The following is a 13,659-nucleotide window of genomic DNA, read 5'->3' as shown; positions in this document are numbered from 1 at the left end:
CCGGCGCCATTCAGACCACTACGGAAAATACCGGGCAATCGCCCCCTTCCTGCCCTCCGCGTAAGGCTTCAGCCACTTGTCGTCGATGGACAGCCCATCATTGTCCGACGGTCCTTCTCCAATCGTTCTGCGCCAGGCGCGGAACTTGTAGTGGTCGAACACGTCGAGCATATGCACCGCAAAGGCCGCAGCGAACGTCTTGTCGCCTTCTACAATCACCATGTTCTCGTCGTTTTCATAGGACGCCTTGTAGCCAAGGTTGTGGCTGCCGGCGATGACGGTCGCGTTGTCGGCCATCGGATCGATGATGACGATCTTGTCGTGCACGATCGCATGGCCGACGGTCAGCACTTCCGCCTGGAAATCCCGCGCAACGGAGGTCCCCGTCAGGTTGGCCGCCCTGACGATGGAGACGTTCGGCGCCTCCCAGACCTTCTCCGGAAAGACGAACGGCGATTTGCCGTCCTTGTTCGATTTGTCGGTGACTGGATCCCTGGTCGGGGCAACATAGTTGGGCATGGCGGTGTGATCGCTGATTGCGCCTTGCACGATCAGCTTTGGATTCGCCGTCGCCGCCGCGACCGCCTGATCGACGACCGAATTGTTGCCAAGCCGCGAAGGATTGAACACGAGAAAGAGCACCGCCTCCTTCGCCGCCTTGATCCGTGCGAAAACGTCTTCGAGATCGACAGGCCGCACCGAGATGTCCTTTTTGCTGCGGTCGGGATCGTTTGGCGAGAACCAGATCGTGGTCCCATTGACATGGTGCGGTGTGCGATTCTTCAGGCGAAACGGCTTGCCTTGCTTCTGCGCCACACGTCCGGCGGCGCTATCGCTCGCCGGCGGCGGGAACACGTCGGCCTTCATCCGCTCCCAATAGGCATCGAACACTTTGGCCATGGCAGGGTCGTCGCGGATGAAGGCGTTGTTGGACTGTCCGCAAATGCCCGTCGACGTCCAATTGGTGCTGCCGGTCATGACCGCTTGCGGATTGCCCTGGGCGTCGCGGTAGACGGCAAACTTGTTGTGGCCGATATGGTTGTTGTTGAACAGACGATCGGTCAGCACGACGCCGGCGTCCCGCAGCCGCTTTCTGAAGGGCGCGTTGCCTGCGTCCCACGCCTTCGTTTGTTCATCCCTGCCCGAATTCGAAAGGATGACGTCGACGACATCCTTGGCGTCGATGATAGCGTCGCACAACTCGTCATCGCCAAGTTCATAGAGGGCAAGCCTGACGGTGCCGCCCTCGGCCTTGGCCCGTTTCATCAGGCTGGTGAGCACATCCGGAACCTCGCCGTGAAGATAGGCGCGTATCTTGCTGCCGGGACGCTGAAGCTCGGCCCTGATCTTATCGCGCTGCCCGACTTTGATGCCGGCATCTTCCAGGGCGCGCGACAACCATTGCGTCGAGAGCACGCCGTTGGTGAAGGCGAGCCTCGCCTTGCCGAACATCGATCCCAGGAAGATGGTCGGGCTGACGGCACCTTGTCCGAGATAGCCGAGCGGCCGAGCCGCTCCGGTATAGGCTTTCTCGGGGCGCACCGGCACCGGATCGAGGCCGGGGCGCATGTCGCCGACCGGACGCACCCGGTAGGCGACCATTTCGCCATCCGGCCTGATGTCAAGGCTGTCACGGCGCCGCCGCACCGTAAGATCGCGCCAGAATGTCTTCTGCACCGGCCAGACGCCGGTATCCTGCGGAATCCAGTCCTTGTTGCGTTGCCCATTGAAAGGCACCCAGGACGCCAGACAGCGTTCCTCGCCGGTGCCGGGATAGATGCGGACGATTTCGAAGCCGAGACAGCCGTCGATCATTCCGTCAATATCCCAGGCAATGAAGGCGACTTCATTGTTGGTCGCAGCACGCACGCTGACAACATCCGACATGGAGACAGTCTCCCTCAGGACCGGTTTCATTCAATGTACTTATTTCATATGACGTGATCGCAACGTGACACGTTTCACAGTTCGGGCCAGACCTGGTTTCGCCTGGTCGTCCGGCTGGCGAACGTCCATGTCGCTTCCCTCGTCCTAGTGGTCGCCGCCTCCGCAATGGCGGGGCGGCCGGCGGTCCATTATGCCGCCGCACTGTCGCAGCGTACGAGGACTATCATGACCGCCGCCCTTCATCCCGCCGAGCCGACATTGGCAAACGACCGCGCCCGTCGCGGCGGTCGCGCGGGAAAGCGCGCCGGCGGATCGGCGGCGTTCGAGCAGCCGCCTTTCCGTCAGCTGAAAATCCCGCTGACGCCGACCAAGCTGGTCTCCGACGACGAGCTGGAATCGATCCATCTCGCCTCGCTGCGTGTTCTCAGGGAAATCGGTGTCGACGTGCTGCACGACGAGGCAAGGCGCATCATGAAGGCGCATGGCGCGGATGTCCGCGAAGGCAGCGAGCGGGTGCGCTTCGACAGCGACATGATCCTCGAGCTGGTTTCCCACTGCCCGTCGGAATTCACCATCCATGCTCGTAATCCGGCGCACAATGTCCGCTTCGGCGGCGACAACCTGATCATCTCGATGATGGCGTCGGCGCCCAATTGTTCCGACATCGATCGCGGCCGCCGGCCGGGCAACCAGCAGGACTATCGCAACTTCCTCAAGCTTGCGCAGATGCACAACATCCTCAATTGCACGGGCGGTTATCCGGTCGAGCCGATCGATATCCATCCGTCCGTCCGCCACCTCGAATGCATCCGCGATCTGAGCGTGCTCACCGACAAGGTGTTCCACATCTATTCGCTCGGCAAGGAGCGCAATGTCGACGGCATCGAGATCACCAGGATCGCGCGCGGCATCAGCGACGAACAGCTTCTTGAAGAGCCGTCGGTGTTCACCATCATCAACACCAATTCGCCGCTCAAGCTCGACGTGCCGATGATGGAAGGTATCATCCAGATGTCGAGCAAGGGCCAGGTCGTCATCGTGACGCCGTTCACCCTGTCGGGCGCCATGGCGCCGGTGACCATCGCCGGCGCGCTGGTGCAGCAGAATGCCGAAGCGCTGTCCGGCATTGCCTTCGCCCAGATGGTGCGCAAGGGCGCGCCAGTCGGCTATGGCGGCTTCACCTCCAACGTCGACATGAAGTCCGGCGCGCCGGCCTTCGGCACGCCGGAATACATGAAGGCGCAATTGGTCGGCGGCCAACTCGCCCGCCGCTACAACATCCCCTACCGCACCTCCAACACCTGCGCCGCCAACACGGTCGACGCGCAGGCGGCCTATGAAAGCGTGTTCTCGCTGTGGGGCGCCATCCAGGGCGGCGGCAATCTGATGATGCATGCGGCCGGCTGGCTGGAAGGCGGCCTGCGCTGCTCCTACGAGAAGACCATCCTGGACATCGATCTGCTGCAGATGGTGGCCGAGTTCCTGACCCCGCTCGACCTCTCCGAGGAGGCCCTCGGCTTCGACGCCATCCAGTCCGTCGGTCCGGGCGGCCACTTCTTCGGCACCCAGCATACCCAGGACCGCTACAAGACCGCTTTCTATTCGCCTATCATCTCCGACTGGCGCAATTTCGAGACCTGGGCGGAAGCCGGATCGCCGACGGCTATCGAAAAAGCCAACCGGGTGTGGAAGGAGCGGCTGGCTACTTATGAAGAGCCCTACATGGACCCGGCTATCCGCGAGGAGATCAACGCCTTCGTCGACAAACGCCGGTCCGAAGGCGGCGCGCCGACCGATTTTTGACCATCTGTATTGGTTTGATGAACAGTCGACCCCCACTCCGTCGAGCTTCGCTCGACACCTTTCCTCCGTTCGACGGGGTAGAGGAAGGGCGTGAGATTATTCCAGCCGGCGCCCTTCTCCGCTTTGTTTTCAGGCCCCGCTCACTCGATTCAATCTCTTCAAAAACGGAACTATCTTCATGAAATCTCATGCAAAAGCGGTTGTCATCGGCGGCGGCGTCGTCGGCTGCTCGGTGCTCTACCATCTGGCCAAGGCCGGCTGGACCGACATCGTGCTGATCGAGCGTTCGGAGCTCACCTCCGGCTCGTCCTGGCATGCGGCGGGCGGCTTCCATACGCTCAACGGCGATCCCAACGTGGCCAAACTGCAGGCCTATACGGTGCAGCTCTACAAGGAGATCGAAGAGCTTTCCGGCCAGTCGTGTTCGCTGCACCTGACGGGCGGCGTGATGATGGCCGACACACCCGAGCGCATGGATTTTTTGCGCCTTGCCCACGCCAAGGGCCGCTATCTCGGCATGGATACCGAGCTGATCACGCCGTCCGAGGCCAAGGCGATGTTCCCGCTGATGGACGAGACGAATTTCGTCGGCGCCATGTGGGATCCGGTCGAAGGCCATCTCGACCCTTCCGGCACCACCCACGCCTACGCCAAGGCCGCCAGGAAGATCGGCGCCGAGATCGTGCTGCGCAACCGCGTCGTCGAGCTGACGCAGGAGGTCGACGGCACCTGGAACGTCGCTACCGAACAAGGCACGGTCAAGGCTGACCACGTCGTCAACTGCGGCGGCCTGTGGGCGCGCGAGATCGGCCGCATGGTCGGGGTCGAGCTGCCGCTGCTTGCCATGGAGCATATGTACCTTTTGACCGAGCCGATGCCGGAGGTCGAAGAATTCAACAAGTCGACCGGCCGCGAAATGATCGGCGTTATGGACTTCAAGGGCGAGATCTACACCCGCCAGGAACGCAACGGCATCCTGCTCGGCACCTATGAAAAAGCCTGCAAGCCGTGGTCTCCGGTCAACACGCCGTGGGATTTCGGCCACGAATTGCTGCAGCCCGACATCGACCGCATCGCGCCGTCGCTGGAGATCGGCTTCAAGCATTTTCCCGGCATCGAGAAGGCCGGCATCAAGCAGATCATCAACGGTCCCTTCACCTTCGCGCTCGACGGCAATCCGCTGGTTGGCCCGGTGCAGGGCCTGACCAATTTCTGGTGCGCCTGCGCCGTCATGGCCGGTTTCTCGCAGGGCGGCGGCGTCGGGCTGGCATTGTCGAACTGGATGGTCCATGGCGATCCCGGCTTCGACGTTTGGGGCATGGACGTCGCCCGCTTCGGCGAATGGGCGACGCTGCGCTACACCAATGCCAAGGTGCGCGAAAACTATTCGCGCCGCTTTTCCATCCGCTTTCCCAACGAGGAATTGCCGGCCGCCAGACCGGCGCAGACGACGCCGCTCTACGACACGATGCTGGCCAACAATGCCGTAATGGGCGACTCGTGGGGCCTCGAAACCCCGCTCTGGTTCGCGCCGAAAGGCACGGAGCCGAAGGATATCGTTTCGTTCCACCGTTCCAACGATTTCGGGCCGATCGGCGAGGAAGTGCGCACCACCCGCGAGAAGGTCGGCGTCACCGAGATCGCCAACTTCGCCAAATACGAAGTGTCCGGGCCGGGATCGGAAGATTTCCTCAACCGGCTGATGACCAACCGCATGCCGAAGATCGGCCGCATCGTGCTGACCCCGATGCTGAACGAGTTCGGCAGGCTGATCGGCGACTTCACCATCGCCAAGGCTGGTGAAGAGCGCTTCATGATCTGGAGCTCGTCGGCGGCGCAGAAGTATCACATGCGCTGGTTCGAGAAGCACCTGCCGAGGGATGGTAGCGTCCGCATCCACCGCTTCGACCAGACGCTTGTCGGCCTCTCGATCGCCGGGCCGAGATCGCGCGACCTGCTGCAGAAGCTTGTTGACGTGGATGTCTCGACCAAGGCTTTCCGCTTCATGGATTTCCGCGAGATGGCGGTCGGCGGCGCGCCCTGCATGGTCAATCGCATCACCTATACCGGCGATCTCGGCTACGAGATCTGGATGGCGCCGGCCTACCAGCGCCTTGTCTATAAGGCGATCAAGGATGCCGGTGCAGAGTTTGGCCTCGTCGATTTCGGCATGCGCGCCTTGCTCTCGATGCGCCTGGAAAAGAATTTTCCGACCTGGTTTCGCGAGCTGCGCCCGATCTACGGGCCGTTCGAAGGAGCAATGGATCGCTTTATCAAGCTCGAGAAGAACGATTTCATCGGACGCGAAGCGGCGGCCAAGGAACAGGCAGAAGGGCCGAAACTGCGCCGTGTCTCGTTCATCGTAGATGCCGCGGATGCTGACGTGATGGGCGACGAGCCAATCTGGGCCAAGGTCGGCGGCAAGGATTTTGGCACGGTGGAAAAGCCGCATGGCTATGGCGCGCCGCGCTTCGATATATCAGGCAAGGAAGTGCGCGGCTCCATGGCCGCGGAAGGCGCCTCGGCCGTGCGCGGCATTGTCGACGGCGACTGGCGCGTGGTTGGCTGGATCACCTCCGGCGGCTATGCGCATTACGTCCGGAAATCGATGGCGCAAGGCTATGTGCCGGCCGCCTTGGCCGAGAACGAGAGCGCCGGACTGTTCGAGATCGAAATCCTCGGACACCGGCGGCCAGCCCGCATCAATGTCGAGCCGCCCTTCGACCCGAGCGGCGAGAAGATGCGGACCTAGAGCACCGGACCCAAAGGCCAGCCCTCGCGCTTGACCCGGGGGTGGGACCGATTTGGGAAATCCGATGCTAGAACAAAAGAGAGAGCGACGGTGCGATTCGACTTGCCTGCCCGCCGCTCCGGCAGCGATCAGGGCTGCCACATTGTGCGGGGCATGGTCTTCATGCTAGCGGAGCCGGCGGCAACTGGCACGGGAGATGAGAACTCGTTGAAGTATTCGATGAAATGGGACGAATGGCTTGCCGAGAGCAGAATCGGCCCCTTCCCGGCGGCGATTGTCATGGTCGCCGCTTACTTGGCCTTGCAAACCATCATATTGTCCGTTCTGGCCACTTGGGCAGGAACTGGCGTCGGCGTCGATGACGCGGAGCAACTGATTTATCTTCCCTATCTTTGGGCTGGATATGGCGGCTCGCAACCACCTCTCTACACATGGATCAACTGGCTGGCCGCGCAAATTTTCGGCACCAGTATTTTCACGCTGAAGCTCGTCAAATACTCCGTGCTGTTCCTCGCCGCCTGCAGTGTGTTCGCCGCCATGCGGCAGTTCGGCTACACGAAAGCGACGGCAGCGGCGGCCATGCTGGGACTTTTCACAATCCCGCAAATCGCCTGGGAATCACAGCGCGCCTTGTCGCATTCGGTCGCCGTTGTCGCCTTCTGCGCGCTGCTGCTGCTCGCGATGGCTAATCTGATCGAGCGGCGAAGCGTGATCGCCTATGCGATGTTTGGCTTGGCAACGGCTGCGGCAATTCTTGCCAAATACAACGACGTATTCCTGGTGGTAGCGCTTGTTGCGGCGGTGTTGTCGCTGCGCGAGTTGCGCGGCGCGATCCTCGATCCGAAATTCGCAATCAGCGTTGCCGTCGCGATATTGGTGCTGGCGCCAACCACATATTGGAGCCTCATGCATCCTGCCGATTTGCTGGCGAGAGGCGAGAAGTTCGGAATAGACCTACAGCAGGGGCGCATGACGGCCACGGCCATCGGCGCCGGCAAGTTTATCATGGGGACCTTCAATTTCGCTGTCTTGCCGGCGCTCGTTTCCGCGCTGGCTTTCGCGCTGGTGGGGTTCCGTTTCTCTGAGCGTCCCCCCAAGGCTCCGGCCAGGGAAGTTCTCTTGTGGCGTACCTTGGCGCTCGGCTTGGCCATGCTGGCGATACTTGTGGTGGCCACCGGCGTGACGGAGGTCAAGGCCCGTTGGCTGGTGCCGGTCCTGGTCATCTTGCCACTGGCGACGGCCGCCTACATGGAACGGCTCTCACCACGCGGCAGGGACGCCCAGCTCCTGGTGATCGCGGCCGGAGCGATCATCGCCGTTCTGCTCGCGCCCGCCACTTGGTACTTCCAGATAAACGGGACCAGTGGTCTCTCGCGGATGATCCGGGTGGATTACCCGGCCCTGTATCGCCAGCTGACTGCTGACGGGCCGGTGAAAACCGCAATATCCGACGGTGCATGGGTCGGAAATCTGCGGCTGGTCGACGAAAAATTGGTCGCGCTTAACCAGGAAGTGCCGAATTTCGACAGGCTGGTGCAAGAGCCGGCCGTACTCGTCTGGCTCGACCGCGACGATCCGCGGCCGGTCATTCTGGATCAGCTCAAAAAAGCCGGCCATGAGCCGGACGGCCAACCAAGGCAAATCATGGTTCCCCTATTGCCTAGCACCGACAAGTCTGCCCGGCCCGGCGCGTATATAAGATTGAAGAGAGCGGCTGCGGAAAAAGCCACAGCGCCCGAGGAAGGCGTTAGCAAAGGAGCCGAGGGTGGACAGGAACCCGACTGATCGGCCTCCTCGTCACCGCAGGATCATGCCGTTCGAGCCGGACGAAGCAGGCTCCATCGATGCGTTGCGCCTGAAGTCGCGGCGGAAGGCCGCTGAGCTCAACCAGCATGTGCTGGGCTTCGGCGCACTGGCGGAAGCCGAGTGGCACGCCGCCGGCATTGCCGCCCCCGACCTGCCCGCCATGCGTCAGTACCGGCTCGACCGCATCCGCGCCGAGCTGAAGCGCCGCGACTATGCGGGGGCCCTGTTCTACGATCCGATCAATATCCGCTACGCGACCGACTCGACCAATATGCAGCTCTGGGTCGCGCACAATCCGACAAGGCATTGTTTCGTTGCCACCGAAGGCCCGGTGGTGCTGTTCGACTATTTTTCCTGCGAGCACCTTTCCGACCACTCCGGCGTGGTCGACGAGGTGCGGCCGGCAGTGTCGTGGATGTATCTCTACAGCGGCGAACTGACCGAGCAAAAGGTCCGCCGCTGGGCGGCCGGCATTGCCGATCTGGTGAGGGAGCATGGCGGCGGTATCAGCCGCATCGCCGTCGATCACATCAATCCCGAGGGCGTCGAAGAGCTCGCCCGCCTCGGCATCTCGATCGGCAATGGCGAAGCGCTGATGGAAAATGCACGTCTGATCAAATCGCCCGACGAAATCCTGGCCATGCGCCGGTCGATCGTCGCTTGCCAGGCGGCAATGGGCGAGATGGAAGCAGCATTGAGGCCAGGCATTTCCGAAAACGAACTGTGGGCCGAACTCCACCGCGGCAACATCGCGCGTGGCGGCGAATGGGTCGAAACCCGGCTCCTGACGTCCGGCCCGCGCACCAATCCCTGGTTCCAGGAATGCTCGTCGCGAACGATCGAAGCCGGCGATCTCGTCGCTTTCGATACCGACCTGATCGGCCCCTACGGTTTCTGCGCCGACCTGTCGCGCACCTGGCTCTGCGGCGACACCGAGCCGTCCAACGAGCAACGCGACCTGTTTCGCATCGCCGCCGACCAGATCGCCCACAACATCCGCCTGATGCAGCCGGGCATATCCTTCCGCGACCTTGTCGAACGCTCGGCGATGCCGCCCGGAGATTGCTTCCCGGCGCGCTACGGCGTGCTCTATCACGGCGTCGGCCTGGCCGACGAATACCCGACGCTGCCGCATGCGATCGACTGGACTGAAGACACGCCCGACGGCGTGCTCGTGTCAGGCATGGTGCTTTGCGTCGAAAGCTATATCGGCCGGCTTGGCGGACGCGAGGGCGTCAAGATCGAGGAGCAGATCCTGATCACCGAAACCGGCAACGAGCAGCTTTCGACCTATCCGCTCGACGAGCGGCTGCTCGGCGGCTGACTGTTTTTATGCGATCGCCGCGACTGCCTCACGCAGCGCCACCACGATCTTTTCCGGTGTCGCTCTGGCAGTGATGAACGGCAGGCCCTTGCGCCGCCTTGTCCAGCCAACGGCCGCTACCTTCTGTGCCGCAGGCTCGAAGCGCCGCGCCAGCGCCCAGCTCTGGCAGTCGATGGCCGCGACATCGGCCTTGCCCTCGGCAATGGCGACGATCGAGGCGCGGTGGCCACCGCTTTCGCTGCGCTCAGAGAAGATGTTCAGGCTTTCGCCCAGCGCCTCCAGGTCACGCGTCAGCCCGACGAAGCCCGACATCGAATCGGAGTGGTTGAAGGTGAAGCGCATGTTGCGCAGCAGGTCGAAAGAAACAAGAGGGCTGCCGTCATCAGGTGCTCGAACAGACGGCGAGCCGTCCGCGCGCATCACGATGGCGCTCGAATAGAGTTCGCCCTGCCCGCCCTCGTATGCGTCGTAGCTCGGCTGGCCGACCACCTGGACATGCTCCGACAGGCCGAGTTCCATCGGCCCCCAGCAGGTCTGTGCGAACAGCAGCGCCGGATGCAGCCAAAGCCCGTGAAAATCCAGCTCGTCCGGCGGCAGCGTCGCCGGATCGGGCGCGATCACCTTTCCGGCGGCGTCACGGATGCCGCCGTCTACAGGCCACAGATCGGCATTGACGCGAGCGATGGTCTGCGGCGCGTCGATGCCTCTTTGCCGGAAGGCATCACGCAGCCGTGCCCATTGGGCATCGACCTCGCTCCGCATTTCGGGCCAGTCATACATCGGCAAGGCGGCAACGAAATCGCTCGTGCCGGGATTTTGGTCGCTACGCTGAGAAACTGACGAGACCATTGACGCGCACCTGGGCATCGCCGCCGGCGATGCCGCAAAATTCATTCTTTCGGCGGCTCGGCGGGCACCGGCGCACTGCCAAGCCCATTGAGGCTGCGCGCCCTGACGCGCGGCTTGAACGCCCGGCCCGGTTCCGGCGTGCGCCGCAGCACCGGGTGGACGATCGGCTCCTTCGCCTTGAACGCATAAGCCTTGAGCAGCGCGAAATAGTTTGGATAGGCGTAGCCATTGTTCATTCGTAGCCACTCGTCACGGCGCTCGCGAAACAACTTCGGCAGCCGGTACCAAGCCACCGTCGGGCTCTTGTGATGCACGAAATGCAGATTGTTGTTGAGGAACAGCAACGACAGCGGCGAACGCTCGACAATCACCGTTCGGCCTTCCGGATGCTCCGACCATTGATGCTCGGCGAAGGTACGGATCGAGATCAGCGACTGGCCGAGCCACACCGGCACTAGCACGTAGAGCCACAGCGGGATGCCGAAGCCGAACTGCACGACCGGCAGCACCACGGCGAGGCCGATGGCGTGCAGCAGCCATGCCTTGCGGATCACCTTGTCGCCGGCAAGCATCTGCTTGGCATCGTCGATGAAGAAGCCGGTGCACGACAGCCACGGGCCGAGAATAAGGCGGCCGATCATGGTGTTGTTGATTTTCAGCAGGAACTTCATCGCCGGCGGCAATTCGTCATGGTGCCACAGCGCCTTGTAGTAGCTTTCAGGATCGTCAAGCGGATCGGTCAACCGTTCGTCGGCATGGTGGCGCAGATGAATGGTCTTGAACCGGCGGAACGGCCAGACGAGGCCGATCGGCAGGAAGACGATAGCTTCGTTGAGCTGCGCATTGCGGGTCGGATGGCCGTGCAGGACTTCGTGCGCCAGCGAGGATTGCAGCGCAGCCATCAAGGCCAGAACGACGAGCGCCAGCAACGGATAGGACGGCCACAGGAACAGGCCGGCTGCGAGCCATGTGCCGTAACAGAAGAACGCGAGAAACACGGTCGGCCATTCGATGGCCGGTGCATTGCGTCGTCTGTTATTCATTCTCGTCATGGATCGACCACTGCCCTTCCAGTCGCCGGAACCGTTTTTGATTCCTGACAGTATTGTGTCAGGAGCGTTGACATGCTGCAACGCGACAAAGCGCACAAAATGTTGCGATTGCGCATTTTAAGTCGCATATGTTATTTATTGTAAACGAGCTGGCGGATTCATTTACGCCTGAGGTGCCACTTTGGCGAACTCGGCGGAATTTTTTCCTCCCAATGGCCGGAATGACGATATGGACAAACGCGACCTGTCGACGATCTTTCGGGAGCGCCTGAAAATGCTCCTGACACGATCCGACTTGAACCAGTCCGCCTTCGCGACGGCGGTGGGCATCGATCGCTCGGCGCTTTCGCAGCTGCTGTCCGGCGCCTCGACACGCCTTCCCCGCGCCGAAACGCTGCTCAACATCGCCGCCGAATTCAAGGTGTCGCTCGACTGGCTGCTCGGCCTCAGCCAGGACGAAGGCGTCACCGGCGAAATCCGCGAGAGCCTGGAGATCGAGGAAGCGCCCGACGGCTTCGACCGCACGCTGCTGGCCAAATGGCATGCCGAGGCTGCGGGCACGAAGATCCGTTACGTGCCCGCCGGCATTCCCGATCTTCTGCGCACCGAGGCGCTTGTCGACTACGAGGCTGGTATTGCCAACAAGAGCCGCGAGGCGCAGGCCGGTGAGACGCAGTACCGCATCGACTACAACCGGCGGCCGGAAACCGACATGGAAGTCTGCATGCCGCGCCACACGCTGGAGATCTTTGCGCGCGGACTGGGCGTCTGGGACCGTTTCCCTGAGGCCGACCGCCACCAGCAGCTTCTTCACATGGCGACGCTGCTCGACGACCTTTATCCCACCTTCCGCCTGTTTCTCTATGACGGCCGGATGCGCTACTCGATCCCCTACACTATCTTTGGGCCTTATCGCGCCGCCATCTATGTCGGCGACATGTATCTGGTGCTGAACGCGACCCAGCCGGTCCGCACGCTGACCAGCCATTTCGACAATCTGATCCGCGCCGCCGACATCAACGCACATGAGGCGGCCAGCTTCACGCAAAGGCTGGCGGAAATGCGATTTTAACGGCTTGTTTACCACGCCGACATTGACGCCATATAAAGATTTCTTTATATCCTTATCTCGACAAAGAATTCCCGGAAGGCGTATTTCCAATGACCAATCCAATTGACGCGCTGCTTGCCGAAAAGGGCGTTCTGCTTGCCGATGGCGCCACCGGTACCAATCTGTTCGCCATGGGGCTCGAGGCTGGCGAGGCTCCAGAGTTGCTGAACGAGACGGCTCCCGACACCATCACCAGTCTGCACCAGAACTTCGTCGATGCCGGCGCCGACATCATTCTCACCAACTCCTTCGGCGGCACCCGCCACCGGCTGAAGCTGCACCATGCGCAGGACCGCGTGCATGCGCTGAACAAGCGCGCCGCCGAGATCGCCCGCGCTGTCGCCGATAAAGCAGGCCGCAAGGTCATCGTGGCGGGCTCGGTCGGCCCGACCGGCGAGTTGCTGGTGCCGCTCGGCGCGATGACCTATGACGAGGCGGTCGAGGCCTTTGCCGAACAGATCGAGGGCCTGAAGGCCGGCGGCGCCGAAGTCGCCTGGATCGAGACCATGTCGGCGCCGGACGAGATCCGCGCCGCAGCCGAAGCCGCGATCCGCGTCGGCCTGCCCTATACCTATACCGGCTCCTTCGACACCGCCGGCCGCACCATGATGGGGCTGTTGCCGAAGGACATCCATGGCGTCGCCGATGGGCTGCCGCAGGCGCCGCTCGGTGTCGGCGCCAATTGCGGCGTCGGCGCCTCCGACATCCTCGCTTCGCTGCTCGACATGACCGAGGCGAAGCCGGAGGCGACGGTGATCGTCAAGGGCAATTGTGGCATTCCGGAATTTCGCGGCGCAGAAATCCATTATTCCGGCACGCCCGAACTGATGGCCGACTATGTCAGGCTGGCCGTCGATGCCGGCGCCAAAATCGTCGGCGGTTGCTGCGGCACCTCGTTCGCCCACCTCGCCGCCATGCGCAAGGCACTCGACGCGCACACCAGGTCGGATCGCCCGACCGTTGAGAAAATCGTCGAGCGCATCGGCCCGATGCGCAACAAGCAAGCCACAGTCAACACCGTCGAGACCAGCGAAGCCCGCCGCGAGCGCCGGCGTAGCCGCGCCTGACAAATGTT

At 62.3% G+C, this 13,659-nt stretch carries 9 protein-coding genes; 6 read left to right on the top strand and 3 right to left on the bottom strand.

Annotated features, from left to right (window positions below; genetic code table 11):
- Positions 1-18: 18 nt before the first annotated feature.
- Positions 19-1,887, bottom strand: coding sequence for a phospholipase D-like domain-containing protein (locus tag AC0NIE_RS18835; RefSeq protein ID WP_473486582.1), 1,869 nt, complete (start codon positions 1,885-1,887; stop codon positions 19-21).
- A gap of 225 nt (positions 1,888-2,112) precedes the next feature.
- Here AC0NIE_RS18835 and AC0NIE_RS18830 point away from each other — a divergent pair, with 225 nt between their 5' ends.
- The 4 genes from AC0NIE_RS18830 to AC0NIE_RS18815 all read left to right on the top strand — a co-directional run bounded on the left by AC0NIE_RS18830 (position 2,113) and on the right by AC0NIE_RS18815 (position 9,572).
- Positions 2,113-3,690 (top strand): trimethylamine methyltransferase family protein, encoded by a 1,578-nt coding sequence (locus tag AC0NIE_RS18830; RefSeq protein ID WP_473486583.1) that lies wholly within the window; start codon positions 2,113-2,115, stop codon positions 3,688-3,690.
- 178 nt (positions 3,691-3,868) lie between these two features.
- The gene (locus AC0NIE_RS18825; protein WP_473486584.1) at positions 3,869-6,442 is read left to right on the top strand and encodes a GcvT family protein; all 2,574 of its coding nucleotides are present in this window, start codon (positions 3,869-3,871) and stop codon (positions 6,440-6,442) included.
- Between the two features lie 90 nt (positions 6,443-6,532).
- The gene (locus AC0NIE_RS18820) at positions 6,533-8,227 is read left to right on the top strand and encodes an ArnT family glycosyltransferase (protein WP_473486585.1); all 1,695 of its coding nucleotides are present in this window, start codon (positions 6,533-6,535) and stop codon (positions 8,225-8,227) included.
- Between the two features lie 25 nt (positions 8,228-8,252).
- On the top strand, positions 8,253-9,572 hold the full coding sequence (locus AC0NIE_RS18815; RefSeq protein ID WP_473486631.1) for a M24 family metallopeptidase: 1,320 nt from the start codon (positions 8,253-8,255) through the stop codon (positions 9,570-9,572).
- Between the two features lie 6 nt (positions 9,573-9,578).
- Here the strand turns inward: AC0NIE_RS18815 and AC0NIE_RS18810 are convergent, their stop codons facing one another.
- Both AC0NIE_RS18810 and AC0NIE_RS18805 read right to left on the bottom strand, forming a co-directional pair.
- Positions 9,579-10,421 carry a phosphate/phosphite/phosphonate ABC transporter substrate-binding protein gene (locus AC0NIE_RS18810; protein ID WP_473486586.1) on the bottom strand — a complete coding sequence of 281 codons (843 nt, stop codon included), beginning with the start codon at positions 10,419-10,421 and terminating at the stop codon, positions 9,579-9,581.
- A 41-nt stretch (positions 10,422-10,462) separates the two neighbouring features.
- Positions 10,463-11,464 (bottom strand): fatty acid desaturase, encoded by a 1,002-nt coding sequence (locus AC0NIE_RS18805; protein WP_473486587.1) that lies wholly within the window; start codon positions 11,462-11,464, stop codon positions 10,463-10,465.
- Positions 11,465-11,702: 238 nt separating this feature from the next.
- Here AC0NIE_RS18805 and AC0NIE_RS18800 point away from each other — a divergent pair, with 238 nt between their 5' ends.
- Positions 11,703-12,545, top strand: a complete 843-nt coding sequence (locus AC0NIE_RS18800; RefSeq protein ID WP_473486588.1) for a helix-turn-helix domain-containing protein — start codon at positions 11,703-11,705, stop codon at positions 12,543-12,545.
- 89 nt (positions 12,546-12,634) lie between these two features.
- Positions 12,635-13,651, top strand: coding sequence for a betaine--homocysteine S-methyltransferase (gene bmt, locus AC0NIE_RS18795; protein WP_473486589.1), 1,017 nt, complete (start codon positions 12,635-12,637; stop codon positions 13,649-13,651).
- The last annotated feature ends 8 nt before the right edge of the window (positions 13,652-13,659 follow it).

It is taken from the genome of Mesorhizobium sp. WSM4842, from assembly GCF_055901575.1.
The sequence above is the reverse complement of the archived record's forward strand: the minus strand, read 5'-3'. Positions and strand labels throughout refer to the sequence as shown.